At 41.2% G+C, this 25,579-nt stretch carries 27 protein-coding genes; 18 read left to right on the top strand and 9 right to left on the bottom strand.

What is annotated here, in order from left to right; genetic code table 11:
- The first annotated feature begins 9 nt into the window (after positions 1 to 9).
- The 10 genes from KVY11_RS10750 (at position 10) to KVY11_RS10790 (ending at position 8,838) form a co-directional block, all read left to right on the top strand.
- Positions 10 to 1,233, top strand: coding sequence for an SfnB family sulfur acquisition oxidoreductase (locus KVY11_RS10750; RefSeq protein ID WP_218288920.1), 1,224 nt, complete (start codon positions 10 to 12; stop codon positions 1,231 to 1,233).
- Positions 1,233 to 2,651, top strand: a complete 1,419-nt coding sequence (locus tag KVY11_RS10755) for an LLM class flavin-dependent oxidoreductase (protein ID WP_218288921.1) — start codon at positions 1,233 to 1,235, stop codon at positions 2,649 to 2,651. Before KVY11_RS10750 ends, KVY11_RS10755 begins: the two co-directional genes overlap by 1 nt.
- Before the next feature lie 22 nt (positions 2,652 to 2,673).
- Positions 2,674 to 3,516, top strand: a complete 843-nt coding sequence (locus KVY11_RS10760) for a MetQ/NlpA family ABC transporter substrate-binding protein (RefSeq protein WP_062034759.1) — start codon at positions 2,674 to 2,676, stop codon at positions 3,514 to 3,516.
- Positions 3,517 to 3,525: 9 nt separating this feature from the next.
- The gene (locus tag KVY11_RS10765) at positions 3,526 to 4,362 is read left to right on the top strand and encodes a MetQ/NlpA family ABC transporter substrate-binding protein (RefSeq protein WP_148826203.1); all 837 of its coding nucleotides are present in this window, start codon (positions 3,526 to 3,528) and stop codon (positions 4,360 to 4,362) included.
- Between the two features lie 11 nt (positions 4,363 to 4,373).
- Positions 4,374 to 5,444 carry a methionine ABC transporter ATP-binding protein gene (locus KVY11_RS10770; protein ID WP_218288922.1) on the top strand — a complete coding sequence of 357 codons (1,071 nt, stop codon included), beginning with the start codon at positions 4,374 to 4,376 and terminating at the stop codon, positions 5,442 to 5,444.
- Positions 5,425 to 6,084, top strand: coding sequence for a methionine ABC transporter permease (locus KVY11_RS10775; protein WP_004693438.1), 660 nt, complete (start codon positions 5,425 to 5,427; stop codon positions 6,082 to 6,084). Before KVY11_RS10770 ends, KVY11_RS10775 begins: the two co-directional genes overlap by 20 nt.
- 489 nt (positions 6,085 to 6,573) lie before the next feature.
- A complete protein-coding gene (locus KVY11_RS16605; protein WP_256350738.1) occupies positions 6,574 to 6,840 on the top strand; it encodes an HAD-IA family hydrolase in 267 nt (88 codons plus the stop codon).
- 24 nt (positions 6,841 to 6,864) lie between these two features.
- Positions 6,865 to 7,050 carry a hypothetical protein gene (locus KVY11_RS16610; RefSeq protein WP_256350739.1) on the top strand — a complete coding sequence of 62 codons (186 nt, stop codon included), beginning with the start codon at positions 6,865 to 6,867 and terminating at the stop codon, positions 7,048 to 7,050.
- A gap of 145 nt (positions 7,051 to 7,195) precedes the next feature.
- Positions 7,196 to 8,287 (top strand): redox-regulated ATPase YchF, encoded by a 1,092-nt coding sequence (gene ychF / locus KVY11_RS10785; protein WP_004693442.1) that lies wholly within the window; start codon positions 7,196 to 7,198, stop codon positions 8,285 to 8,287.
- A gap of 311 nt (positions 8,288 to 8,598) precedes the next feature.
- Positions 8,599 to 8,838, top strand: a complete 240-nt coding sequence (locus KVY11_RS10790; RefSeq protein WP_256350740.1) for a hypothetical protein — start codon at positions 8,599 to 8,601, stop codon at positions 8,836 to 8,838.
- Positions 8,839 to 8,895: 57 nt separating this feature from the next.
- Here the strand turns inward: KVY11_RS10790 and KVY11_RS10795 are convergent, their stop codons facing one another.
- Positions 8,896 to 9,435, bottom strand: coding sequence for a DUF962 domain-containing protein (locus tag KVY11_RS10795; RefSeq protein ID WP_218288923.1), 540 nt, complete (start codon positions 9,433 to 9,435; stop codon positions 8,896 to 8,898).
- 117 nt (positions 9,436 to 9,552) lie between these two features.
- On the opposite strand from KVY11_RS10795, the gene KVY11_RS10800 reads away from it, so the two are divergent.
- On the top strand, positions 9,553 to 10,248 hold the full coding sequence (locus tag KVY11_RS10800) for a Crp/Fnr family transcriptional regulator (RefSeq protein ID WP_218288924.1): 696 nt from the start codon (positions 9,553 to 9,555) through the stop codon (positions 10,246 to 10,248).
- A gap of 295 nt (positions 10,249 to 10,543) precedes the next feature.
- On the opposite strand, the gene KVY11_RS10805 is transcribed toward KVY11_RS10800, so the two are convergent.
- Positions 10,544 to 11,026, bottom strand: coding sequence for a hypothetical protein (locus KVY11_RS10805; RefSeq protein ID WP_218288925.1), 483 nt, complete (start codon positions 11,024 to 11,026; stop codon positions 10,544 to 10,546).
- A gap of 101 nt (positions 11,027 to 11,127) precedes the next feature.
- Here KVY11_RS10805 and KVY11_RS10810 point away from each other — a divergent pair, with 101 nt between their 5' ends.
- The 5 genes from KVY11_RS10810 (at position 11,128) to dapC (ending at position 17,562) form a co-directional block, all read left to right on the top strand.
- Positions 11,128 to 11,880, top strand: coding sequence for an AzlC family ABC transporter permease (locus tag KVY11_RS10810; protein WP_148826209.1), 753 nt, complete (start codon positions 11,128 to 11,130; stop codon positions 11,878 to 11,880).
- Positions 11,877 to 12,224 (top strand): L-valine transporter subunit YgaH, encoded by a 348-nt coding sequence (gene ygaH, locus KVY11_RS10815; RefSeq protein ID WP_218288926.1) that lies wholly within the window; start codon positions 11,877 to 11,879, stop codon positions 12,222 to 12,224. Before KVY11_RS10810 ends, ygaH begins: the two co-directional genes overlap by 4 nt.
- 234 nt (positions 12,225 to 12,458) lie before the next feature.
- Positions 12,459 to 13,673, top strand: a complete 1,215-nt coding sequence (purT, locus tag KVY11_RS10820; protein ID WP_184118488.1) for a formate-dependent phosphoribosylglycinamide formyltransferase — start codon at positions 12,459 to 12,461, stop codon at positions 13,671 to 13,673.
- A 28-nt stretch (positions 13,674 to 13,701) separates the two neighbouring features.
- The gene (glnD, locus tag KVY11_RS10825) at positions 13,702 to 16,368 is read left to right on the top strand and encodes a [protein-PII] uridylyltransferase (RefSeq protein ID WP_218288927.1); all 2,667 of its coding nucleotides are present in this window, start codon (positions 13,702 to 13,704) and stop codon (positions 16,366 to 16,368) included.
- A gap of 24 nt (positions 16,369 to 16,392) precedes the next feature.
- Entirely contained in the window at positions 16,393 to 17,562 is a 1,170-nt protein-coding gene (dapC, locus tag KVY11_RS10830) for a succinyldiaminopimelate transaminase (protein WP_218288928.1), read from the top strand.
- 60 nt (positions 17,563 to 17,622) lie between these two features.
- Here the strand turns inward: dapC and KVY11_RS10835 are convergent, their stop codons facing one another.
- The 5 genes from KVY11_RS10835 to msrB all read right to left on the bottom strand — a co-directional run bounded on the left by KVY11_RS10835 (position 17,623) and on the right by msrB (position 22,458).
- The gene (locus KVY11_RS10835) at positions 17,623 to 19,845 is read right to left on the bottom strand and encodes a TonB-dependent siderophore receptor (RefSeq protein WP_218288929.1); all 2,223 of its coding nucleotides are present in this window, start codon (positions 19,843 to 19,845) and stop codon (positions 17,623 to 17,625) included.
- Between the two features lie 170 nt (positions 19,846 to 20,015).
- Positions 20,016 to 20,639: a LysE family translocator gene (locus tag KVY11_RS10840; protein ID WP_218288930.1), complete on the bottom strand. Its 624-nt coding sequence runs from the start codon at positions 20,637 to 20,639 to the stop codon at positions 20,016 to 20,018.
- A 47-nt stretch (positions 20,640 to 20,686) separates the two neighbouring features.
- Positions 20,687 to 21,538 (bottom strand): AraC family transcriptional regulator, encoded by an 852-nt coding sequence (locus KVY11_RS10845; protein WP_218288933.1) that lies wholly within the window; start codon positions 21,536 to 21,538, stop codon positions 20,687 to 20,689.
- A 21-nt stretch (positions 21,539 to 21,559) separates the two neighbouring features.
- The gene (locus KVY11_RS10850) at positions 21,560 to 22,042 is read right to left on the bottom strand and encodes a glutathione peroxidase (RefSeq protein ID WP_004980122.1); all 483 of its coding nucleotides are present in this window, start codon (positions 22,040 to 22,042) and stop codon (positions 21,560 to 21,562) included.
- Complete coding sequence (gene msrB, locus KVY11_RS10855) at positions 22,039 to 22,458, bottom strand: peptide-methionine (R)-S-oxide reductase MsrB (RefSeq protein WP_005399615.1); 420 nt, start codon at positions 22,456 to 22,458, stop codon at positions 22,039 to 22,041. The genes KVY11_RS10850 and msrB overlap by 4 nt, the downstream gene beginning before the upstream one ends.
- 228 nt (positions 22,459 to 22,686) lie before the next feature.
- Here msrB and KVY11_RS10860 point away from each other — a divergent pair, with 228 nt between their 5' ends.
- A complete protein-coding gene (locus KVY11_RS10860) occupies positions 22,687 to 24,117 on the top strand; it encodes a pyridoxal phosphate-dependent aminotransferase (protein WP_062032676.1) in 1,431 nt (476 codons plus the stop codon).
- 139 nt (positions 24,118 to 24,256) lie between these two features.
- Positions 24,257 to 24,460: a KTSC domain-containing protein gene (locus KVY11_RS10865; protein WP_004980128.1), complete on the top strand. Its 204-nt coding sequence runs from the start codon at positions 24,257 to 24,259 to the stop codon at positions 24,458 to 24,460.
- A 25-nt stretch (positions 24,461 to 24,485) separates the two neighbouring features.
- Here KVY11_RS10865 and KVY11_RS10870 read toward each other — a convergent pair whose 3' ends face one another.
- Positions 24,486 to 25,088: an O-methyltransferase gene (locus KVY11_RS10870; protein WP_256350742.1), complete on the bottom strand. Its 603-nt coding sequence runs from the start codon at positions 25,086 to 25,088 to the stop codon at positions 24,486 to 24,488.
- A 32-nt stretch (positions 25,089 to 25,120) separates the two neighbouring features.
- Positions 25,121 to 25,339, bottom strand: coding sequence for a DUF1653 domain-containing protein (locus KVY11_RS10875; RefSeq protein ID WP_168159715.1), 219 nt, complete (start codon positions 25,337 to 25,339; stop codon positions 25,121 to 25,123).
- Between the last annotated feature and the right edge of the window lie 240 nt (positions 25,340 to 25,579).

A 25,579-nucleotide genomic window follows, 5' to 3' on the forward strand; every position in this document is an offset into this window, starting at 1 on the left:
GAGAACGTCATGACTTCATTTCAACCTATTCTTCCACTTCAATCCCAAAACGCGGCATATGCACATATTATTCAAAGCGATGCCGAAGCCTTAGAAATTGCCAAAAATTTAGCTGAGCAGTTTAAACAACAGGCTATCCAACGTGATGCGGAACGTATTTTGCCTTTTGAGGAAATCGAAGCCTATAGCCAATCTGGGCTTTGGGCCATTACTGTTCCGAAGGAATTCGGGGGCGCAGATGTTTCCAGTTATACGGTCGCGCAAATTATCGCACTAATGAGTGGTGTAGATGGTTCGATTGGACAAATTCCCCAGAACCATTTCTATGCCTTAGAGGTTTTACGTAACAACGGTACTGAACAACAAAAGCGTAAACTCTATGCAGAAGTGCTAAAAGGTGCACGCTTTGGTAATGCCTTGGCAGAGTTTAAAACTAAAAACGCAACACAAAAACAAACTGCACTCAGCCAAACTGAACAAGGCTATGTGGTCAATGGTGAAAAGTTTTATTGCACAGGCAGTCTGTTTGCAGACCGCATTCCCACTTTAGTCAAAGATGCCGATGAGAAAGAGTTTCTGGTCTTTATCCCACGGAGTAGCTCAGGACTCGAACTGATTGATGATTGGTCTGGTTTTGGTCAACGCACCACAGGCAGCGGTACAGTCAAATTCAATCATGTCGCTGTAGATGTCGAAGATATTGTTCCTTTCGATACCGCTTTTTCTAGGCCGACTCTGGTTGGGCCTTTCGCCCAAATTATGCATGCCGCCATTGAAACAGGCATTGCACGTGCTGCTTTTGAGGAAACACTGGTTCGTGTACGTCAAGCTCGTCCGTGGATTGACTCTGCTGTTGAACAGGCAACCGATGATCCTTTAACACAGTTTGAACTAGGACGCGTGGTTGCCGATGTACGCGCCAGTGAAGTCTTACTCAAACAAGCAGCTCGCTCAATCGATACAGCACGTCCCCATCCAACCATAGAGAACATCGCGAAAGCATCACTGGATGTAGCGAAAGTTCGTGCTCACAGCACAGAAACGGCTTTAAAAGCGGCTTCGAAATTGATTGAACTGGCAGGCAGTCGTGGTAGTCAACGTGAAGATGGCCTAGACCGCTTTTGGCGTAATGCACGTGTTCACACGCTACACGATGCGTCACGTTGGAAATATTACTTCATTGCCAATTATCTTCTTAACGGTGTACTTCCGCCACGCAGAGGGACATTGTAATGACACTATCATCTCAAAATAAAAACCCGAAACAAATCATCTTGAATGCCTTTGATATGAATAGCGTAGGTCATATCAATCACGGTTTGTGGACACACCCACGCGATGAGTCACATCGCTTTAATGAGCTCAGCTATTGGACAGATTTGGCGCAGACCTTAGAGCAAGGTTTATTTGATGGTTTATTTATCGCCGACATTACGGGTGTCTACGATGTTTATCAAAATGGTCTGGATTTAACCCTAAAAGAGTCAATTCAACTTCCAAGCCATGACCCAAGTACACTCGTTTCTGCAATGGCTGCCGTTACACAGCACTTAGGTTTTGGTGTCACTGTAAATTTGAGCTATGAGTCGCCTTACCAATTTGCACGACGCTTTGCGAGCCTCGACCATCTAACCCACGGTCGTATTGGGTGGAACATTGTCACGGGTTACTTAGACAGCGCAGAACGGTTAATTGGTCAAAAAGGTTTAAAAGATCACGACTTGCGTTATGAACAAGCTGAAGAGTTTCTCGAACTTTGCTATAAATTTTGGGAAGGTTCTTGGGAAGACGATGCCGTACAAAAAGATAAGTTAAACCGTGTCTTTACCGATCCTTCAAAAGTTCATGCCATACAGCATCAAAGCAAATTTTTCCAAAGTCAGGGTGTTTTTCAGGTTTCCCCATCTATTCAGCGCACGCCTGTACTTTATCAAGCGGGCGCTTCAAGCAAAGGATTAGCTTTTGCAACTCAACATGCTGAAGCCTTGTTTATTGGTGCTGACACACCTGAAAAACTGAAACAGCAAGTCGATAAGATTCGTGCGCTTGCATTAAGCCATGGCCGTGATGAGCAAGCCATTAAACTCTTTGTTGGCATTAGTGTAGTGACGGCAGAAACGGACGAACTCGCACAAGAAAAACTGGCCGAATATATTCGCTATGCCAGTCCAGAAGCAGGTTTGGCGCATTTTTCCAGTTCAGTCGGAATTGATTTAGCGCAGTTCACAGATGATGAAGCGATTCCTTATAAACAAACCAATAGCATTGCCTCGGTCAATAACAAATTTAAAGAGCAAAAAGTTACGCGAACGGATTTGAAAGCCCAACATGTACTCGGTGGACGCTATCCACTGATTGTCGGGAGTGGAAAAACTGTAGCAAAAAAACTCATTCAGCTCATAGATGAAACTGGCGTAGATGGCTTTAATCTCACACGAACCGTTGCCCCAGAGTCACATCAAGACTTTATTCGTTGGGTCATCCCAGAATTACAAGAGCGTGGCCGTTATAAAACCGCCTATGAAACAGGTAGTTTACGCCACAAATTATTCGCTCAAGGTGACCGACTGGCCGCAAACCACCCAGTACAGCAGTATCGATGTCAAAGCTCGTGCGCTCATCCTAAAACACAGCAAAAACAAACCGCATAAATTTTAAAATACGAGAAATATCATGGCTCAAACTGCAAAAACAAAATTTACCGTTATTGGGGTAATTGTCGCTGCCATCGTCATTGCACTGGTGGCGTGGTCTTATCATAAAAAATCGAGTAACTCTGAATTGGTGATTGGGATCAGCCCACCCTTTGCCAATCCATTAAAGGTGGCTGTGGAAGAGGCGAAACAGCAAGGCATCAACGTCAAACTGGTGGAGTTTTCGGATTGGAATACCCCCAATGTCACGCTCAACCATGGTGATATTGATGCCAACTATTTTCAGCATCAGCCCTTCTTAGATAACGCCATCAAAGAAACTCAATTTAAACTGAAAGCACTGGATAAAGGCGTCACCACACACGTCGGTTTATATTCAAAAAAATATGACTCGATTGATGCGATTCCTGAAAATGCACGTACAGTTATTCCAAATGATCCAGTGAATCAAGGTCGTGCACTTTTACTGTTACAACAGGCTAAATTGATTAGCTTAAAAGACCCAAACAATCATCTATCTAACCTGCAAGATATTGTGAGCAATCCTAAAAAGCTCCAGTTTATTGAAGTTGAAGGTCCACAAACTGCACGTGCCGTTGATGATGCTGACTTGGTCTTTAGCTATCCACATTATTTACGTCTTGCAAAAACCATTGACCCAAATGATGCACTGATCTTAGATGACAACACCAATACTCTGTATTCGATTTTATTTGTGGTGCGTGACGACTACCAACAGCAACATCCAGAGAAAGCCGCGCAACTTGAAAAGTTCATCAAAATTTATCAAACATCTGACAAAGTTAAACAGACTTTGAATAGTGAAATTGGTGAAAAACTTTGGTTCCCAGGTTGGAAGTGAGTATAAGCCATGACGCAATCTTTCACTCAAAATCGAAAAAAATGGCTGATTGGCTTAAGCATCATCATGACAATTTTTGCTCTAGCGGGTTACCGCTATAGCAAAAGCCATGTGCAAGATGATGTCTTAACGATTGGCATTAGCCCACCTTATGCCGAACTGCTGCAAAGCGTGGCAGATGAGGTAAAGAAACAAGGCATTCAGGTCAAACTGGTTGAATTCTCTGACTGGCATGCGCCAAATGTTGCTGTACAAAATGGTGACATTGATGCCAACTTTTTTCAACAAAGCGTCTTTCTACGTAATGCCATTCGCGAAACAAATTATGATCTGCATGCATTCGCTACTGGAACAGGGAGTCATGTCGGACTGTATTCAAAAAAATATAAGTCCTTAGATGCACTACCCACTCAAGCACGTGTGGTCATCCCCAATGACCCTGTAAACTCGGCACGTGCTCTAATTTTACTGCATCGTGCAGGGTTGATTCAGCTCAAAGACATTAACAATGAACTATCTACCGTAAAAGATATTGTGAGCAATCCTAAACAGCTTCAGTTTATTGAAGTCGAAGGCCCACAAACTGCTCATGCGTTTAATGATGCTGATTTAATTTTTGGCTTCCCACATTATTTAAAAATGGCCAAAGTCACAGATCCGCATCATGCCCTTTTTCTTGATCCGATAGACAAGAAATACGCCATCTTATTTGTGACACGCAAAGACTATCCAGACCAAAACCAAAAACTTGCGACTTTTGTGCAAGCATTCCAAAACTCAAAACACGTTCAAGAGATTTTAGATCGTGATTTTGGCCAAGGTCTGTGGTTTGAAGGCTGGAAATAAGGAGAAAAAGAATGGTCAGCTTTGGTTCTCATGTGGATTTTTCAATTCCACATATCAAAATTCGTAACTTAAACAAACACTATGCAGTACAAGGGCATACTGTACATGCACTCAAAAATATTGACCTCGATATCCCGACAGGTAAAGTGTTTGGCATTATTGGCAAAAGTGGTGCAGGTAAATCCTCTCTACTCCGCACTCTAAATGGTTTAGAACGTATCAGTGAAGGTCATATTCATATTCATCAACAAGACTTGGCGGCATTAAGCCATGCTGAGCTGATTCAGCTCCGCCAACGCATTGGTATGATTTTCCAGCATTTCAATTTAATGTCTGCCAAAACAGTCTACGAAAATGTCGCACTGCCACTCAAAGTGGCCAATTATCCTAAACAAGACATCGAACAACGTGTCAACGAAGTTTTACAATTGGTCGGGCTGAGCGATAAGACTCAGCACTACCCATCACAACTGTCTGGCGGTCAAAAGCAGCGTGTCGGCATTGCCCGTGCATTGGTTCACCATCCTGAAATTTTACTCTGTGATGAAGCGACATCTGCACTTGATCCAGAAAGCACCTCTGTAGTGTTGTCGCTACTCAAAGAGATTAATCACAAGCTGGGTATCACCATTGTATTGATTACCCATGAAATGCAAGTGATTCGGGAAATCTGCGATCAGGTGGTGGTCATCGATGCTGGTGAAATTGTGGAATCAGGCGAAGTTTGGTCGGTGTTTTCTCACCCCCAACAAGGCATTACCCAAGAACTACTGAATCTAGAACAACTCGATTTGCCTTTTCGCTTAAATGCTGAACCTACGCAGCTCGATACACATGCCATTTTCAAAATTCGCTCGACTTCAGATGCGCATCATCCCCCTGACTTAAAACGGATTTTGGAGCACTTTCCACAAACTGTGCATTTGTATCAAAGTCAGGTCGACACCATCCAAAACCATTTAATTGGAACATTGGTTATTGCTGTCCCCACACTGGGCTTAGAAATTCAATCGCTACTACAAAAACTAAAAGCGCATGTGACACATGTAGAGGTACTGGGCTATGCACGACCAACTCATTGATTTATTACTGACAGGCACTATCGACACCTTAATCATGGTCGGCGCATCCGCATTTTTTGCCTTACTCATTGGTCTGCCAATGGCAGTGGTTCTAGTCAGCACCTCTGAGCATGGCATTTATCCCTCTAAAAGTATTAACCATAGCTTAGGCTGGTTGGTAAATATCACTCGTTCCGTTCCCTTCCTGATTTTGATGGTGGCCCTCATTCCACTCACACGTTGGATTGTAGGCACCAGTTATGGTGTTTGGGCAGCAGTTGTCCCTTTAACTTTGGCTGCAACCCCCTTTTTTGCACGAATTGCAGAAGTCAGTTTACGTGAAGTGGATCAGGGGTTGATTGAGGCTGCGCAAGCCATCGGCTGTAACCGTACTCAAATCATTTGGCATGTGTTGTTACCTGAGGCACTACCAGGAATTGTCGCAGGTTTTACCGTGACCATTGTAACCATGATTAACTCCTCTGCCATTGCAGGTGCCATTGGTGCAGGTGGTTTAGGCGATATCGCCTATCGTTATGGTTATCAGCGTTTTGATATGCAGATCATGTTGGCCGTGATAGTCGTGCTCGTGATTTTGGTGATGTGTGTGCAAGCGATTGGAGACAATCTGGCAAATCAACTCGATAAAAGGAAGGTTTAATCCCATTTCCCATATAAAGCAGAGACTATACTGTCCACTTAAGTTTTTTAGCCCCTCCTTTTTCTAAGGAGGGTGTTTCAGTATGAAATTCACTACCCATTTATAATTGCTTTTGATTTATGTCAGTAATCTAATCAACTGAATCAACATTTTTTTCTTTCAAATTTACATAGAAAATATGGCTCTGAATATACAGATAGAAATGAATAAGCTATAACGTATACTCAAGCCTAAATAAGAATAACTACCTCAATATGCATCATTCCCCTAAAATTAAAGTACTCGCTTTCGACATCTTTGGAACTGTCTTGGACTGGCATTCTTCAATCGTTCAAGAAGTGGAACGTCTAGCCTTGAACATTGATGCCAACTAATTTGCATTAGACTGGCGAGCAGGCTATCGACCTGCAATGGATCAGGTTTTGTCAGGTCAGCAGCCGTGGGACCTCCATTGATGATATTCACCGTCTCATTTTGGATGAGCTTTTAGTGAAATATCAAATCTCCACACTGTCCGAAGCACAAAAGAATGATTTAAACTTTATTTGGCATCGTCTCAACCCTTGGCCAGATACAGTCGCAGCACTCAATCAATTAAAACAAGATTATATTATTTGCACCCTTTCAAATGGCAACATTCGCTTATTGATCGATCTGGCAAAGTACGCAAAATTGCCTTGGGACACTATTTTCTCTGCTGAAAATTTCAAAGCCTACAAACCCTCTCCCCAAACGTATTTAGGTGTCGCAGACTAACTCAATGTTGCACCGAGTCAAGTGATGATAGTTGCCACTCATCAAGATGACCTTTCTGCAGCGCGTGGCTGTGGACTACGGACAGCTTATATTGAACGTCCCTTTGAATATGGTGCAGCCCAATTGAAAGATTCAAGCCAGTGTATAGACAATGATCTACATGCAACGGACCTCTTAAATCTGGTTTTTTTATTAAAAGAAAAGGCTTAAAAGGCTCGTACATAGGGCTTAAATGAGGAAGTTATGCCCACAACATGATTTACAACTTTGATTCTTCGTCCCTGAGACCTGACTTTGTCATGGCTTTCATGTAAAATCACTGGCAATTTTTATATAACACGTTGTGAGTTATTTCATGGGTTTTAATTGCGGTATTGTCGGCTTGCCGAACGTTGGTAAATCTACACTTTTCAATGCATTGACTAAAGCTGCTATTGCTGCTGAAAACTTCCCATTCTGTACGATTGAACCAAATACAGGCATCGTTCCTGTGCCAGATCCACGTTTAGACAAACTTACCGCGATTGTAAAACCTCAGCGTGTGATTCCAACGACGATGGAATTTGTGGACATTGCAGGTTTAGTTGCTGGTGCATCTAAAGGTGAAGGCTTGGGGAACCAATTCCTTGCAAACATCCGTGAAACGGATGCGATTGCTCACGTTGTACGTTGTTTTGAAGATGAAAACGTCATTCACGTTAACGGTAAAATTGACCCGCTTGATGACATCGCAACCATCAACACGGAACTTGCACTTGCTGACCTAGAAACTGTGACAAAAGCAGTGACTCGTTTAGCAAAATCTGCAAAAGGTGGCGACAAAGAAGCGCTTGCAACCAAAGCGGTTTTAGACAAAATTTTACCTTTACTTGATGAAGGTAAACCTGCTCGTGCAGCTGATCTAGATGACGACGAACGTAAATTGGTTCGTGGTTTTGGTTTAATGACTTTAAAACCAACCATGTATATTGCAAACGTTGCTGAAGATGGTTTTGAAAACAACCCGCATTTAGACGCTGTTAAAAAACTTGCAGCTGAAGAAAATGCAATCGTCGTTCCACTTTGCAACCAAATCGAAGCTGAAATTTCATTGCTTGAAGATGAAGACCGTGCTGAGTTCCTTGAAGCTTTAGGCATGGAAGAACCAGGTCTAAACGTGGTTATCCGCGCAGGCTACGGTCTTTTAGGTTTACAGACTTACTTCACGGCGGGTGTACAAGAAGTTCGTGCTTGGACCGTTAAAGTCGGTGCAACTGCACCACAAGCGGCGGGTGTGATCCACACTGACTTCGAAAAAGGCTTTATCCGTGCTGAATGTGTTGCTTATAACGACTTCGTTCAATACAACGGTGAAGCAGGCGCGAAAGAAGCAGGTAAATGGCGTTTAGAAGGTAAAACGTACATCGTTCAAGACGGTGATGTTCTACACTTCCGCTTTAACGTATAAGTTATTCCGAATATAAAAAAACCCGATACTAATCGGGTTTTTTTATAAGCTTAAACCAAGCTTAAAAACAGCATTAAATAACATATGAACACCTGATCCCTTTGGATCTCACACAATATTATCACTTCTATTCTTTCGTATTATCGCTAATTTAATCACAGGCACTAATGCCTTCCTTGAACAAACGAAAATGAAAAAGATCAGCAGGTTTATTCACAACGCTTAGCGCTACAGCATTTGCATGCCCACAAGGAACAACACTGTCGGGTGGTACAGGTGCAAATCATAAAGGTGATAAGTGCGTCGCAACCATGAACGTGACGAAACATGATCAGGCAATGAAACAAGACAAAACAGCCAAACACGATCTAGCCATGAAACAGGATAAAATGGCCAAACATGATCCAGTCATGAAGCAAAATAAAATGGTGAAACATGATTCAATGAAAACCAATGATATGACCCATAAATCCCATAAAGATTCTCATGCTCCAAACCCGAATACACCCAAAGCTCAACCAGATACACATAAAGTCGCGAAGACATTTTAAAACAGCATAAAAAAGCCAGTGAAATTCACTGGCTTTTTTATCGATAAAATAATTCAGTTAATGTGATGTCACAGAGACATGTTTATTATCCATTGCAGCACGCTGTTTGCGCGCTTCATCTAACATGCGTTGTTCAATGTCTTTTCTAAAACCAAGCATAAACACCATTTCCGCCAAAACAAATAATGGTCCGATAGCTAGGCCAATCACATCATCCATAAAGGCCGGTTTTTTCTTCTCATAGAAATGCCCGACAAACTGGAATGCCCAGCCGACGACAAAAATACCAATACCGAGACTTAACCAAAGACCCAAATCAAACTGTGCAATTTTATACGCCAATGGATAAGCCATGGTATAGATCACCAGCATGATCACACCAAAAATTCGATCTAAGCTCAGGTAGTAAACGATACTCGCTAATATCAAAACCATCGCCAAAGTAATTTCAAAACTGCCAATAGTCATGCCAGCTCTCGCGGTTAAGCACATAATTGAAAACACAATCAGCGGAATACCCACAAAGTGGGTCACGATATTTTTATGATCAAGATGATAAGCTGCATACTGACTTAATAATTTTTCTAATTTACTCATACTGTATTTCCTTATTGCATGATATTGATCACGATATAGAATAACTTTAAAGGAAAACAGCCCATCAAGTTGTCGTTGACCTGACAAGTTGCTCGATCAATCACGAAAGGACGCGGAATGCTGCAAATTCAACATCAACAACAATTACTCAATAACAATTGGTTCGCCAAATTACCACAAGCCTATCAACAGTATATTGTGCAACATGCCAAATATATTGAGGTTGCAAAAGACCAAGCTGTTTTTCGCTCTGGGGATTTATTTGATGGTATCTATGCAGTCTTGAACGGCGCAATTCGCTTAGGTCATGTCGACATTGAAGGTAAAGAAGCAGTTGCAGCAATCGCAGAACCGATTATGTGGTTTGGAGAAATTTCATTAATAGATCAGCAACCGCGTTCGCACGATGCGATTGCTATTCAAAAAAGCACCCTACTCCATCTGACTAAACGCGATGTTGAGGAATTTATCCAGGCCACCCCAGAATTTTGGTTTCATATTGCACAGCTTGCTTCGCAGAAGTTACGTCTCGCCTTTTTAGAACTAATCGCAATCCAAAGTCAAAATATCAGTCAACGACTGGCTCAACGCTTACTGTTTATTTTAAGCGGTTATGGCAACCATCTGTCGATTACCAATGATGAAATCCATTTATCACAGGAGCAACTGGCTCAAATGCTGATGTGTTCGCGCCAAACGATCAACCAAGAACTTCAAAACTTAGAAAAACAAGGAATACTGGCAATTGCGTTTAAAAAGATTAAGATTTTAGATCCTGCAAAGCTGCATAGAATTGCACATAGCTCAGAATAGACAATCAAGTGTGCGCCTTAAGAGCGCAATTCATATAGTAGGGATATATAAAAATATTGCTACACGGCCTAACGTCTTGGCTATTTGTCTAAACGACTTTGGACTGCTGTGGCAGCATTTGACCAATAATTAATGTAAACATCACAACAACTAATTTTTTTAAATTAACCCTTAAAATTCGACTCAATCCTTATATTTTAGTGCATAGGAATATTTTTATTATATTATTTATTAAAGCTGCAACCATAAAAAAGCGAGTTTTTAAAAACTCGCTTTTGCTTATGCTATACAGGTATTAGACACCTACTTTTTTAGGGTCTGTATTACCTAAACTGGGGTTATCAATTGCGCCCCGACATTGTGCTTTATCACGCTCATAATCGCTCTGTTTCTGTGCAACACTTGACGAACCGTCTAAGGTCTCACGTGCCCACACTTCTAAGCTGGTCAAGGCTTTACGACACAGTGCGTATTTTCCTTCGGTCACTGAGTCTGTCATTTTGACATTAATACGCCAGTCCGTACTGAGTTTACGTGCAGGATGACGGACTTTAGCTTCAATCTGATCCACTTGCTTATTATATACCAAGCCATCTACTTCATTGATAAACACCCAAGCACGCTGGGCATATTGCGTCGCGTCATTGGTAATTTTTGGCGCAGCCTTAATTTCTACTTTTTGTTCAGGAGCTTGCTCTGACCGCCCACAAGCTTGCAAAAGTAAACTGCTTACAATGATTGCAGTCAGCCCTAAAGTACGTAATTCGAGCTTCAACATGGTTAAACGCCTCAACAAACAATTGGGCACTATGCTAGTGAATTCAGTTACAATACACAATCAATTTTGACCTATTGATAAAGTCTTCTTCAAGGTGTGTTGTGTCCGAACTTAATCCCACTCCTGCGCAAGCTGCTGGCTTTTGGCAAGGAGCTAAGGATAGCCAAGCGATTATCTTTACCTATCTACCTGTTTCTTTTGCCTTTGGTGTATCTGCAACCCAATTTGGCTTTAGTGCATGGGAGGCTTTATTTTTATCCTGCTCAATGTATGCAGGGGCCAGTCAGTTTTTAGTGGTTGCCCTATTGGGTAGTGGAACATCTATTTGGATGACCGCCCTCACTGTAATTGCCCTAGATATTCGTCACTTACTCTATGGCCCTGCGCTACAAAACTTAATTCAAGATAAACTGAACCTAAAGAAAACTGCTATTTGGTCATGGGGGCTAACCGACGAAGTTTTTGCCTCAGGCATGATTAAATTATCGCAACGTCGCCAAGAGTGGTCTGAGTCTTGGATGCTGGGCTTAAGCCTGTTTAGTTGGCTCGCATGGGCTACCGGTTCTTTTCTAGGGGGAATGTTTGCAGACCAAGTCAGTCATTTACCCCAGTTTTTACAAGCCGCTCTAGACTTTCTATTACCTGCACTGTTCTTAAGTTTCTTATTGGCAGCTTTTGAAAAGAAACACACTTTTGTGGTGGCTGTGACCATTCTTGTATCTGCCATTGCCTGCTATTTTATTGACTTATCTGCTGCAATTTTTATTGGTATCAGTTCGGGTATATTTGCAGGTTTGTTTAAGCACTATGTACTGAAAAAACCAGACCCTGAACATATGGGAGGTCAATCATGAATATCGAAATTATTTTGATCGGCATTTTAGTGGGTATTGCAAATTTTGCCTCACGCTTTGGCCCATTCTTCGTCATTCAAAAATTCCAGCAAGGTTCACAAAAGCGCGGTGCCTTATGGTTAAAAATCGCATTGGGTTCGATTGGTATCGCGGCGATCAGTTCGATGCTCGTGGTTGCCACCTTGCCACCACTGTTAGATACACCCAATAAAAGTTTTGCCATGTTGGTCGGCTTTATCGTATTAGCTGGACTTTATTTCAAGTTTAAGCAAATTGTCCCTGCCACACTCACCGCAGCACTGGGCTACGGCTTGGTTTATACCTATATTCCTATGCCTTTTTAACCCATATCTTAAATCCATCAAAACCTGATGTGCTATTTGAAGCGATCAGCTGTGCAGGACATTTCAAGCTTGATTGGAAAAGTTTATTTAGTATCCTTTTTGCATGAAAATTTTGACTTTGTAATACACCGCTTTATAAAAAAAATTGTTGGACAATATCATTAATTTATGTGAATGAACCCTGAACACTTTTAAGAGTTCTGCTATGCTAAAAGCCCATAAAATCAAGCATGGATGATTTACATGAGCGTTACTATTGGTACTCCACTTCAGCCTTCAGCATTTAAAGTTCTGCTATTGGGTTCTGGAGAGCTTGGGAAAGAAGTTGTGATTTCTTTACAACGTTTAGGTGTAGAAGTTCATGCTGCTGACCGTTACGATCATGCTCCTGCAATGCAAGTGGCACACTATGCCTATACCTTAAATATGGCAGATGCGACAGCGCTTAAACAACTCATTCAGGACGTTAAGCCGAATTTAATCGTCCCTGAAATTGAAGCCATTGCGACACAAGTATTGGTCGAAATAGAACAAGATAATATTGCAACAATCATTCCCTCTGCAAAAGCGGTCAATTTAACCATGAACCGTGAAGGCATCCGTCGTTTAGCTGCGGAAGAACTGGGCTTACCGACATCGGCTTACCGTTTTGCAGATACTTTAGAATCTTTCCGTGCTGCATGTGATGACATTGGTTATCCAAACTTTGTTAAACCAGTCATGTCCTCTTCTGGTAAAGGCCAATCCCGCGTAAAAGAATTTTCAGAAGTAGATGCTGCTTGGGAATATGCCCAAACAGGTGGTCGTGTAAATCAAGGAACAGTAATTGTAGAATCACAAATTGATTTTGATTTTGAAATTACGCTATTAACAGTACGTTCAAAAAACCCTGAAACAGGTGAAGTTGAAACCTCGTACTGCGACCCAATTGGTCACCGCCAAGACGCGGGCGACTATGTTGAAAGCTGGCAGCCTCAAGCCATGACACCAGCGGCCCTTGACGAAGCAAAGCGTATTGCCAATAAAGTCACCATCGCATTGGGTGGCTGTGGTATTTTCGGTGTAGAACTCTTTGTCAAAGGCGATAAAGTGTGGTTTAGTGAAGTATCACCACGCCCACATGACACTGGTCTTGTGACCCTTGCCTCTCAGTTCCAAAGTGAATTTGAACTACATGCACGTGCGATTTTGGGTCTACCTGTCAATACAGCACGTCATAGCGTTGCAGCGAGCGCCGTGATCTATGCAGGCGTAGATGATAATAACTTATCTTTTTCTGGCTTAAATCTTGCTTTGGCAAACCCAAATACTGATTTACGCATTTTTGGTAAACCAGAAGGCTTTACACGTCGCCGTATGGGTGTTGCGACAGCGCGGGCTGAAACAACCGACCAAGCGCGTGAACTAGCAGCACAAACTGCTGGACAGGTGAGCGTTCATCAAAATTAAGCGTTGTTAAAATATACGGATACGGTTCATGATCAATACTTCTCCACTGCTTAACTATGTCAGCAGCAATCACGACATCAAAGCGATTAATCAATGGCGTAGTGATGTCGAAAATCAATTACAAGAAAGTTTTGATCATGGCCAATCCATCCGCGATGTCATTTTAACGCGTTCAAATATGACCGATGAAGCACTTATTTTCCTATGGAAATATGCAAAACTCGATCAGACAGACTTAAGTTTATTTGCTGTCGGTGGCTATGGTCGCCGGGAGATGCTGCCTTACTCAGATGTAGACATCATGATCTTGTCTGAGGATGAGTTTAGCGAAGAACAAGAAAAGCTCATTTCTGTCTTTATTTCCTCACTTTGGGATGTCGGCAATTTCAAGCCCGGAATTAGTGTACGTACCATTGCCAACTGTGTTGAGCAAGCAACCTCTGACTTAACTGTTGCCACCGCCCTCATCGAATCTCGTTTAATTACAGGTAATGAACACTTAGCCAAATGGCCACGACGCATTGTTTCACAAACATGGACAGACAAAACCTTCTATGATGCAAAAATGGAAGAACAGGCCAAACGCTATGCACAGCATAACTTTACGGAAAGTAATCTAGAACCCGATATTAAAAACGCGCCGGGTGGCATTCGGGACATTAACCAAATTGGTTGGATTGCTAAGCGGCATTTCCGCGTCAACCGTATTTATGACTTGGTGCACTTAGGCTTTATTTCAGAGTTTGAGTTGGGGGTATTAGAAGAAGCCGAAAGCTTCCTCTGGGAAATTCGTCATCACCTACACCGCCTCACTAAACGTGATGAAAACCGTTTACTGTTCGACTATCAACGTGACATTGCAGCAAAGTTTGGCTATGTGCGTGAAGAAGGTAAATCACCGAATTATCCAATTGAACAATTCATGAAGCGTTATTATCGAAGCGCTCAACAAGTCACCACGCTGAATGAAATGCTGTTGGCTTATTTCAATGAATCTGTGATTACCCCACGCCTACCGAACTATGAGCGTAACATTGAAGAAATCAATGAAAATTTTAAACTAGTCGACGGCAAACTAGCCGTTCAACACCATAAAATTTTCTCTGAAAACCCAAGTGCTATTTTAGAAATTTTCTATATATTGGCTAATCGACCTGAAATTACAGGCATTCGCGCGCGCACTCTACGTCTGTTAATTTTGGCAGCTAAACGCATTGACCAAAAATATAGAGATAATCCATCACATCAAGCCCTGTTTATGGCCATCATTCGCTCACCCCATCGTTTATATGAAACCATGGTGGCAATGAAACGTTATGGCGTTTTAGGTAACTATATTCCTGCGTTTGGGCAAATTATGGGGTTGATGCAGTATGACTTGTTCCATATCTATACCGTGGATGCACATACTTTATTATTACTGCGCAACTTAAACCGTTTCAAAGAACCTGAGTTTGCCAAGGACTTCCCTGTTGTGAGTTCGGTGTTCCAACGTCTAGCACGTCGTGACATTGTCTATTTGGCTGCCATTTTCCATGATATCGCCAAAGGCCGTGGCGGAGACCATAGTGAGTTAGGTGCAACCGATGCGATTGAATTCTGTCGTAGTCATGGTTTTACCGAACGTGAATGCAACCTTGTCGCATGGCTCATCCAAAACCATTTGCTCATGTCTGTCACTTCTCAAAAGAAAGATATTTCTGACCCCGATGTAGTTAAAGCGTTTGCTGAGAAAATGGGCGATATGGAACATCTCGACTATCTATATACGTTGACTGTTTCAGATATCAATGCAACCAATCCTTCACTTTGGAATACGTGGCGCGCTTCTCTCATGCGTCAGCTCTATACTCATGCACGTGACGTGATTCGCTCAGGTTTAGGCCGTCCTGTTGACTATCAAATGCTCATCGAGGACACCAAGTTTTCTGCCAGCGAACAACTGGTCGAAGAGTTTGCACTAGATAATGTCGAAAAAGTCTGGCAAGAACTGGGGGATGAATATTTCCTCAAAGAATCTGCTGATGAAATTGCTTGGCACACACGTGCTATTTTACAGCACGGTGACAACCCTGAACCGCTTGTTTTGATGCGTGCACAGCGTAAATTTGCTCAAGATGCAGTACAAATCTTTATTTATACCCAAGATCAGCCCAACCTGTTTGCAACAACGGTTGCTATTCTCGATCGTATGAATTTGGACGTACAAGATGCACGTATTATTACCGCGACCAAAGCATTTAGCTTAGACACTTATGTCGTGCTTGACCGTTTTGGTACGCTGCTAACCGACCCTGAACGTGAAGCAAAAGTACTATCTGCATTAAAAGATGCATTAGCCAATTCAGATAAATACCCAGGGCTCATGCAACGCCGCATCCCACGTCAGTTGCGTCATTTTGACATTGAAAACACCGTTGATATTACGCTGAATGAAGCACTGCAACAAAACATGGTTGAAATTGCAACACTTGACCATCCCGGCTTACTTGCCAAAGTAGGCGGGCTGTTTATGATGCAAGGTTTAGATATTCACTCTGCTAAAATTGCCACCCTAGGTGAGCGTGCCGAAGATATTTTCTTTGTCACCAAAAAAGATGGTCAACCCATGACTGAAACTGAAGCTGAAACTTTTGCTGCACAACTAAAATCAGCCTTAGATGAAGCCTCTAGTCAGGTCTGTGGTCAACATTAACAATACACACTGGTATTTTGTTTCATGAACTCGAGTTTATCCCATTTACATCCTTATCCTTTTGAAAAGTTGAATAAACTATTTCAGGATATTACTCCCGCAGACTTACCCCTCATTCCATTATCGATTGGTGAGCCTAAGCATCCTGCACCCGAGTTTGTGAAACAAGCCATTATCGATAATTTTCAGCATTTATCGACCTACCCAAACAGTAAAAGTATACCCGAGTTACGCACCAGTATTGCAAACTGGCTAAGCCGTCGTTTTCAACTCAATCAGATTAGTGCAGAAAACAATATATTACCTGTTTCGGGCACACGTGAAGCAATTTTCTCTTTTGTGCAGGCATTGGTAAATCGTGAAGATGCGCCTTATGTGGTTATGCCTAACCCGTTCTACCAAATTTATGAAGGTGCCGCTTTACTTGCTGGAGCAAAACCCTACTTTGTAAATTGCACCGAAGAAAATGGTTATCTCGGTGACTTTGATGCTGTGCCTGCTGAAGTCTGGGAGAAAACAGCCTTGTTATTTGTCTGTACACCGGGCAACCCAACTGGTGCGGTGTTATCAAAAGAACAATTCAAAAAATTAATCGCACTGTCAGACCAATATGGTTTTGTGATTGCATCGGATGAATGCTATTCAGAGCTTTGGTTTGATACTGCACCTGTGGGCCTACTCGAAGTTTGTGCTGAAATAGGCCGAGATGACTACAAAAACTGTGTCGTATTCCACTCACTGTCTAAACGCTCAAACTTACCAGGTATGCGTTCTGGCTTTGTCGCGGGTGATGCAGCATTGCTCAAACCTTATTTACAATACCGTACGTATCATGGTGCGGCGATGCCTGTACAGCACCAACTGGCTTCGATTGCAGCATGGGATGACGAAGCACATGTTGAAGAAAACCGTGTGCAATATCGTGCAAAATTTGATTTATTTCAAAAGGAATTGGGCCATATACTGCCCCTACAAAAACCAGATGCAGGTTTTTACTACTGGTTAAAAGTAGATAATGACGAAACTTTTGCAAAAATGCTCATGGAAAAAGCACATGTCAAAGTACTTCCAGGACGTTACTTGTCACGCGATACTGAGCAAGGCAACCCAGGCGAAAACCATGTGCGTCTTGCGCTAGTTGCAGATCTTGCACAGTGTGAGCAGGTGATTAAACGCTTAAAAGCGATTTTGTAAACAAGCTCATCTAAAGACAAGAAAACCTCCTATAACGGAAGTTTTCTTGTCTTTATTCGATTAAAAATCAAATGATGCACTAAGCATAAATGTCCGCGGTAAACCAGCAACTAAATAGCCATTATTAGTGTTGCTTGTATTGTTAATATTGTCATATAGACCAACAGAACCCCAATAATCCTGATCAAATACATTATTCACAAGGAAGTTAAATGTTGTTGGGGTTTGACCAAACTGAGTTCTATAACTTGCACCTAAATCAAGCGTAGTCCAATCCTTAACTTTCAAATTATTGTCCAAACTTGCATAAGTTGAACCTGTATAAGTCAATTGGGCATTTAAAGAAATATCTTGCGGGAGTGGTAATTTCCAATTTGTGCCTAGGTTCGCCTGAAACTTTGGAACCCCTACTTCATAATTTCCATCATAAGTAGCTGAGCCAGTATTCTCTTGCGTCGCATGCATCCACGTTACACCACCTAAAACAGTCAAGGAGTCTGTAAGCTTTCCATAACTGCTCAGTTCTACCCCCCGATGAACGTATTCACCAGAATCACTAAATACACCATTTTGCATAATGCCACGTTGTTTATTAATATCAAATAAACTTAATGTCACCCCAAGATGGTCATTTTCATATTTGGCACCTACTTCTTTCTGTTCAGCCACAAACGGTTTAATCGATGTGGTCACACCACCTGTTGTATTTGTTAGACCTTTCGCTAAAGATTCAATGTAGTTGGCATAAACTGAAACTTCTGGAGTAATTTTATAGGTTACTCCAAGTGCAGGCGTCCATTTACTCTCATCATATGCCCCTGTTTTCACTTGAGAATAATTATATGTATCTTGGAGAATCTGCTGATAACGCGCACCCAACATGATAATTAATTTATCATCTAATGCAGTCAGATTATCCCCAATAGCAACACTTCTTAAGCGCGTCCGAGTGGTCAATTTCGGACTATCCATATCTCCACCTGAGAATGCTGGTGTTAAAGCAGCAGGTTGGTCATGTTGAATAGGATGATAAATATTAGAGTTCAATGGATTCCCTGAATCCATAAAATAGGCATTTCTCGTATTTAGTTGAAATGCTGATCCAGAAACAACTAAATTATGTTTAATTGAACCTGTATCGAACTTTCCACGTACCCCAACCTCACCTGTATTGACCATGTCTACACGAGCATTGTCAAAACGGTAGAGTGTACTAGCACCCGTTGAAGCATTTCTTAATGTGTAGCTTGCCAGTGAGTTTTGTTCTTCGCCATGACGGAAACCATATGCTGCATATGCAGTTAGTGCATCATTAAAATCATATTCCGCACGGTAACTTCCAAAAACATTCTCTTCATTTGAATAAGACCATTTTTGAGCATAATTACTAGAACTATCAATAGCCTTTGGTACCAACGTTAACCCAGCACCCAATGTTACATTTGGTCGCGTTGCATTTAAGCGATTGTTGCTATAGCCCATATCACCCGAAAGACGTAGGCCCTCACCACTATAATCTAGTCCAATAGCAGCAAGCCCTAATGATTTCTTTTCATCATCAACAGACGTATTTCCATCATGGTAGGCGGTGTTTACTCGTACTCCAAATTGCTGATCTTCACCAAAACGTCGTGAAATATCATTTGAGATATAGCCACCATTAAAATCTGTACCTACAGTTACCCGATTTAATGGCTCATTTCCTGCTCGTTTTGGTAGAAGATTGATTGCTCCACCGATCCCACCATTACTTGGCATAGCACCGTTTAAAAACGATGAGGCACCCTTTAATACTTCCACACGCTCAAAAAGTTCTGTTGGAATATATTGACGCGGTAATATTGAATATAAACCATTATAAGCAGTGTCATCTGACCCTAAGTTAAAACCACGGATATAGTAGTTTTCTTGAAAATTACCATATCCTCGCCCAACACGTACACTCGGATCTGCTTTTAGCACATCCCCAACACTCTTTGCTTGACGCTCTTGAATATATTGATTGGTATAGCTGGTTAAGCTAAATGGGTTATCTAAATTTTTCTGGTTACCAAAGACACCTACTCGGCCGCCACTTGCAACCTGCCCCCCAGCGAAAGCTTCCATTAAACCATTTGCAGAAGCATCGGCACTTGCAACTATACGAATTGCTTCCAAAGCTTTAACATTACTCGCCTGAGATGATGAGTCGGATTCAACGACTACTGGAGCTTCGGCAGCATGTGAAATACTGTACCCAGATACACATGCCATCATTAACACCAATGGTTTCAGCTTAACCATTTCCTACCCTTTTTTCATCAATCTAAAATTCGAGCCTGATAGTAAATGAGAATTGATCTTAGTCAAACTGATTTAATTCTCATTTAAATTGTAAATTCAAATGAGAATTAATTATTTCATTGTTATAACTTATGACGTCAGACAACTGATTGACTTTTACTTTAAGATTCTCATATTAATAGTCTATCTAATAGCAAAACGAGTGCAAAAGAGGCAAAGCAGCACCCTGACATCTTATAAAGCCAATTGAGTCGCTGAGTTAAAAAATGATTCCAGCGCTTCCAACTCAATAACTTAAGCAGCAACAGATTCCATATCAGAACCACAGTCACCATCCAGAGACTCATTAAAAGCAAGGTATAAACATCAAATTTTGCATAAACCAGCAATATCAAACTACTATAGAACATCATATTTTTAGGGTTCAGCAAACTTGACTGTAAACCTTGAGTAAAACATAGAATTTTAGTTTGATGAGGTGTGGAATCATGTGCTTGAACATCAACATTTTCATGATGCTTATAGCGAAAACACTGTATAGACAAATACAACAAATACGCAACACCTAATCCGTGTAGCAACATCAGAACATAAGCATGAATATGCCCAAGCCACCCCAGTAACGTAAAAATAAGCGCTAAAATAAAAGCATTCCCAGCTACAATACCGAAAACTGTATATTGTGCTCTTCTTTGACCACTGTTTAATGCCGTCATCAGAATCAGGAAAAAATCGGGGCCTGGGGAAAGCAAAGCCACAAAATGCGTCACAGCAATAACAATAAAAAACTTCATCACTTATCTCTCTTTAAAAGTGAGACAAGCCTAACGATGCATGAAGTTCAACTCTTGGATAAAATTGCGCGATGTTGCTTTTGATAGAGCTTAGGCGTGGTTCCCATTAAACTTTTAAAAACACGATGAAAATGACTTTGATCACTAAAGCCCAGTGTATAACTCAGTTGCGCTATATCCATTCCTTGTTTTAAAAAGGTGCGTGCATCATTAATTTTATAATTCAATTGATAAGCGTGCGGCGTCATGCCTAAAGACGATTTAAATAGCCGAATAATGGCATATCGACTCAACTGGACTTCTTGCGACATTTGCTCTAATGATAAAAACACGTCAGCATCTTGAATCATCGATAAAAGCTGCTTAAACTCTTGCTGTGCATAGTGTTGAGGAGCAAGAAATTCTAATTGAATATATGGAAATAAAAGCTCAGTAAGTGTTGTGATTAAGCTATGTTCTTTTTCCCAATAAGACAGTGCAGTATCAAATAATTGACTGTTAAGACAACTAAAGTCTTGATACATCTTAGGCTGTTTATACAACACAGGTTTGAACTGCGGTATGTCTTGATAAGCATCTTTATATGCAGTTTCTTGTAATAACTGGTTCAACCAACGTGCATCTAAATGCATCATTTGGTAGCTCCAAGCTTGATCTGGAACAGGATTACACGCATGTTCAACATGTGCAGGAACCAATACCAAAGTACCCGCGTCTATTTGTTGCGTTCCACCGAAGTGGCTAGTGAAAATACTGTTGCCTTGATCCACCGCTCCAATTGAAAATGTCGGATGACTATGGGCTTTATAACAAGCACGACTTGCACATGCCCGACGTGTTTCCACATAAGGCATGTGCGGGTCACTCCAAAATTCAACTAAAGCACCTTGCTCGTTCATCACTGACGATACATCAACCGATTATTGTTGTAATGCTTTTTCAATATCTGCCTGAATGGCTTCAGGCTTGGTGGTTGGCGCATAACGATTAATTACTTTGCCATCTTTACCAATCAAGAATTTTGTAAAATTCCACTTAATGCCGCTGCCGAGAATCCCTTTGCTGTTATTGGTTAAATAACGGAATATGGCGTGGGCTTCAGGGCCTTTAACATCAACTTTGGAAAACATGGGAAAAGTCACCCCATAGTTTTTCTGACAATACGTTCCTATTTGCTCATTGCTACCCGGATCTTGCCCCCCAAACTGATTACAAGGGAAGCCTAACACCTCAAACCCTTGTGCATGATATTGCTCATAAATTTTTTCTAATCCCGCAAATTGTGGTGTAAAACCACATTTACTGGCCGTATTGACGATGAGCAGCACTTCGCCCTCATAATCAGCAAAGGATTTATTTTTTCCATCTAACAATTCCGCTTCAAACTGATAAATGTTGGTCATGGATAAGTATCCTCATCACTTTTTTCTTGTGTTTCTAGTTCTAATGAAGCCGAGTTTACACAGTAACGTAAACCTGTAGGCTCAGGTCCATCTGTAAAAACATGGCCTAAATGAGCATCACAGTGATGACATACAATTTCAGTACGCACCATGCCATGTGTTGTATCCTGATGCTCTTCTATCACAGTCGTATTGAGTGGCTTATAAAAACTTGGCCAGCCGCAACCACTGTCATATTTATTTTCAGAATTAAATAATGGCGTACCACAGCAGCGACATACATAAGTGCCGGCTTGTTTAGTATTCCAATATTTCCCCGTAAAGGCTGGTTCCGTCCCCTTTTGTCGCGTAATGCGAAATTCGTCAGGTGATAACTCTCTCTGCCATTCTCGGTCTGTTTTATTGAGTTTTCCCATGATTACGTTCCTTTCTATCTTGCTATTTAAAATAGGATAATCCTATATTTACGTGATTAATCTTAAAATTTCTAGTGTTTAGTTCACAATTTACAAAAGACCTATAATTCCAATAAAAGCAAAAAGAAAGCATTTTATAAAAATAGTAAGCAATTTATTTTCTTTAATGCTTTTTTGTGAGCAAATTTAGTGTTAATCTTATTGGCATTCTTGCTCAGGATTAAAAAAATGTCGCAAAAAAAGAGCGTTATTTTTAAACATCTACTGCCTGTGATTAAACAATATCAACAGGTAGGGTTTACGCATGAAAAAATTGTTGCTTTACTCAGAGACGAACATGATCTCGATCTAGTGACAACTGAAACATTTAAAAGCTATTTATACCGTTATGCAAAAGTGACCTCCACTCTTTCCGAGAACATCAAAATGCCGAACACTCTCCAAACCCCACGCGAAATAAAAAAATCGTCTAAGCTCGAGCATGTATGCTACGACATCCGTGGACCAGTGTTACGAGCGGCCAATGAAATGGAAGAAGCCGGCCATAAGATTATCAAACTCAATATTGGTAACCCTGCACCGTTTGGTTTTGAGGCTCCTCAAGAGATTATTAATGATGTAGCTTTAAACCTGCCAAATGCAGTGGGCTATACCGACTCAAAAGGGATTTTCCCTGCGCGTAAAGCCATCTGTCAGTACTACCAACAAAAAGGCATCTTAGATATGCATGTCAATGACGTGTATATCGGAAATGGTGTCTCTGAATTGATTGTGATGGCGATGCAAGGCTTGTTAGATGATGGTGACGAGATGCTCGTGCCAATGCCTGACTACCCCCTTTGGACGGCTGCGGTAAATCTTTCAGGTGGCACAGCCATTCATTATAAATGTGATGAAGAAAACTTTTGGTATCCCGACATTGCTGATATGGAGAGTAAAATCACACCACGTACCCGCGGTATCGTGATTATCAATCCAAACAACCCAACAGGTGCAGTTTATCCACGCCATGTACTTGAGCAAATCGTCGCATTGGCTAAAAAGCATGATTTGATTTTGTTTGCAGATGAAATTTACGACAAAATCGTTTATGACGGTATTGAGCATGTTTCTGTCGCAGCATTAGCGGGTGACCAACTCTGTATCTCTTTCAATGGTTTATCTAAAGCATACCGTATTGCGGGTTACCGTTCAGGCTGGATGGCCATCACAGGCGATAAGTCTCGTGCTGTCGACTATATTGAAGGTTTAGACATGCTCGCTTCTATGCGTTTGTGTGCTAACCACCAAGCACAGTATGCCATTCAAACAGCTTTGGGCGGCTACCAGTCAATCAATGATTTAATTCGTCCGGGTGGTCGTTTATACGAACAGCGTAATATTGCTTGGCAAATGTTGAATGATATTCCAGGTGTATCTTGTGTTAAGCCTGAAGGCGCGATGTATTGCTTCCCGAAATTGGACCCAGAAATCTATCCAGTTCAAGATGACGAAAAACTGATGCTTGATCTACTTCGTGCGGAAAAAGTACTTCTGGTTCAAGGCACAGGCTTTAACTGGCCAACACCAGATCACTTCCGTGTGGTGTTCTTACCTGCTGAAAATGAACTACGTGAAGCCATTACCCGAGTAGGCCGTTTCCTTGCGAAAATGCGTTAATTGATCACTTAAAAAAACCGTACTTTATGTACGGTTTTTTTATTTACAAAACTGTAATACTTCACTTTTTAAGTTTGGCATAAGTTTAAATTAAGCAGCCACATTGCTGTGATTCCATGTAAATAATGGGGAGTCGCTTATGGGGACAATTGCGGTAACATCTTGGAAATACAATGCTTCCACACGCTATTTAAAAATTTTCTATGCCGATGGTTCAGGCGAGCTGTACCACCCTGTGCCTGAATTTATTTATAACAACTTAGTTCGATGTAATAATAAAACAGCCTTTGTTCATAAATATTTAGAATATGATTTGCACTTTACACGCTTAAGTATTCATTAATTTTTGAAGCTCAAACAATCAGGATTTATCCTGATTGTTTTTCATGATTGCATGTCACCATCAACAAGCCCGCACCAATCGCTAATGTAGACAAGTTAAACTGCTCGTCCTGCTGAATAAGCGCGATGAAGTCCGTGACTTGATCTGCATGCGATAAAACATTATCAACCACCAAAACTCCGCGTGAAACACACATTAGTCGTTTCAAATCTGACCAATAGTCGACATAAGCATCACGCTCAGCATCTAGCAATATAAAATCAAAGATGGCTTGCGACTGCTTCAAATATTGAGCAGCATCACCCACCCAAAACTCAACGCCATTGGATAAATTGAAATCTGTAAGATGGCTAGCGGCTTGTTGACTTCTGTCAGCATCAATTTCTAAAGTGGTTAATCGAGCATTCACTTGTTGCGCTGCATATGCCAACCATAAGGTTGAGTAGCCAGTTGATGTTCCTATTTCTAATATCTGCTGAGGCTGCTGAATATGAACCAGTTGCGCCAAAAATTGTGCAGACTCAGGCTCAATATTGCGAAAGCGCGCGATGCGATCTGTTTGCGTACTGTCATGTTCTTGAAAGTGTTGATATAAGGCCGATACTTTACTCAAAAATTCTGCACGCATAATCAAATCCCCTCTACTTTACTTAGCTTCGTTTATACTTTTTGAATCAGTTTAAAGCGCTCAACTTCACGGTCATCTTCTAGCATTACCGTTTCAGTAAACATGGAAAGTGGACGTACCCAAATCGAGTAATCACCATATAAACACTGATAAACCACCAGTTTTTCTTCAGTTTCACTATGCGTCGCTACATGTAAAACTTGATACAGTTGCCCTTTATAATGCTGATAGATACCACGCTGTAATTGCATCACTTGCCTCCCTATTTTTTAACTGTCTTGATCATACCTAATTTATACTGCCTAAACTGTAAATCAGTTGAAAAATCATTTAAATCCCCCATATAGCTTTATGAAATGATTGAAGAAAATATCTTTAAATCTATAAAACCGATTATTAAAATAAAAACAAACTGTTTTATCTATTTTTAGATTTACTCTATGATTCTTCTATTAAATAATTTTACAGACTGCTTTGGAGAGCTTAACAAT

The sequence above is a fragment of the Acinetobacter sp. CWB-G5 genome, from assembly GCF_019209785.1.
Taxonomy (GTDB): domain Bacteria; phylum Pseudomonadota; class Gammaproteobacteria; order Pseudomonadales; family Moraxellaceae; genus Acinetobacter; species Acinetobacter johnsonii.

Coding starts and splice junctions, on each gene's coding strand:
- KVY11_RS10760 (WP_062034759.1), top strand. CDS start 2,674: ATGGCTCAAACTGCAAAAACAAAATTTACCGTTATTGGGGTAATTGTC.
- ychF (WP_004693442.1), top strand. CDS start 7,196: ATGGGTTTTAATTGCGGTATTGTCGGCTTGCCGAACGTTGGTAAATCT.
- KVY11_RS10860 (WP_062032676.1), top strand. CDS start 22,687: ATGTCGCAAAAAAAGAGCGTTATTTTTAAACATCTACTGCCTGTGATT.
- KVY11_RS10775 (WP_004693438.1), top strand. CDS start 5,425: ATGCACGACCAACTCATTGATTTATTACTGACAGGCACTATCGACACC.
- KVY11_RS10845 (WP_218288933.1), bottom strand. CDS start 21,538: ATGAACGAGCAAGGTGCTTTAGTTGAATTTTGGAGTGACCCGCACATG.
- KVY11_RS10795 (WP_218288923.1), bottom strand. CDS start 9,435: ATGAGTAAATTAGAAAAATTATTAAGTCAGTATGCAGCTTATCATCTT.
- KVY11_RS10835 (WP_218288929.1), bottom strand. CDS start 19,845: ATGGTTAAGCTGAAACCATTGGTGTTAATGATGGCATGTGTATCTGGG.
- KVY11_RS10840 (WP_218288930.1), bottom strand. CDS start 20,639: ATGAAGTTTTTTATTGTTATTGCTGTGACGCATTTTGTGGCTTTGCTT.
- dapC (WP_218288928.1), top strand. CDS start 16,393: ATGAACTCGAGTTTATCCCATTTACATCCTTATCCTTTTGAAAAGTTG.
- KVY11_RS10865 (WP_004980128.1), top strand. CDS start 24,257: ATGGGGACAATTGCGGTAACATCTTGGAAATACAATGCTTCCACACGC.
- glnD (WP_218288927.1), top strand. CDS start 13,702: ATGATCAATACTTCTCCACTGCTTAACTATGTCAGCAGCAATCACGAC.
- KVY11_RS10765 (WP_148826203.1), top strand. CDS start 3,526: ATGACGCAATCTTTCACTCAAAATCGAAAAAAATGGCTGATTGGCTTA.
- ygaH (WP_218288926.1), top strand. CDS start 11,877: ATGAATATCGAAATTATTTTGATCGGCATTTTAGTGGGTATTGCAAAT.
- KVY11_RS10875 (WP_168159715.1), bottom strand. CDS start 25,339: ATGCAATTACAGCGTGGTATCTATCAGCATTATAAAGGGCAACTGTAT.
- KVY11_RS10770 (WP_218288922.1), top strand. CDS start 4,374: ATGGTCAGCTTTGGTTCTCATGTGGATTTTTCAATTCCACATATCAAA.
- KVY11_RS10755 (WP_218288921.1), top strand. CDS start 1,233: ATGACACTATCATCTCAAAATAAAAACCCGAAACAAATCATCTTGAAT.
- KVY11_RS16610 (WP_256350739.1), top strand. CDS start 6,865: ATGATAGTTGCCACTCATCAAGATGACCTTTCTGCAGCGCGTGGCTGT.
- KVY11_RS10800 (WP_218288924.1), top strand. CDS start 9,553: ATGCTGCAAATTCAACATCAACAACAATTACTCAATAACAATTGGTTC.
- msrB (WP_005399615.1), bottom strand. CDS start 22,458: ATGGGAAAACTCAATAAAACAGACCGAGAATGGCAGAGAGAGTTATCA.
- KVY11_RS10790 (WP_256350740.1), top strand. CDS start 8,599: ATGAACGTGACGAAACATGATCAGGCAATGAAACAAGACAAAACAGCC.
- purT (WP_184118488.1), top strand. CDS start 12,459: ATGATTTACATGAGCGTTACTATTGGTACTCCACTTCAGCCTTCAGCA.
- KVY11_RS10850 (WP_004980122.1), bottom strand. CDS start 22,042: ATGACCAACATTTATCAGTTTGAAGCGGAATTGTTAGATGGAAAAAAT.
- KVY11_RS10750 (WP_218288920.1), top strand. CDS start 10: ATGACTTCATTTCAACCTATTCTTCCACTTCAATCCCAAAACGCGGCA.
- KVY11_RS10870 (WP_256350742.1), bottom strand. CDS start 25,088: ATGCGTGCAGAATTTTTGAGTAAAGTATCGGCCTTATATCAACACTTT.
- KVY11_RS10805 (WP_218288925.1), bottom strand. CDS start 11,026: ATGTTGAAGCTCGAATTACGTACTTTAGGGCTGACTGCAATCATTGTA.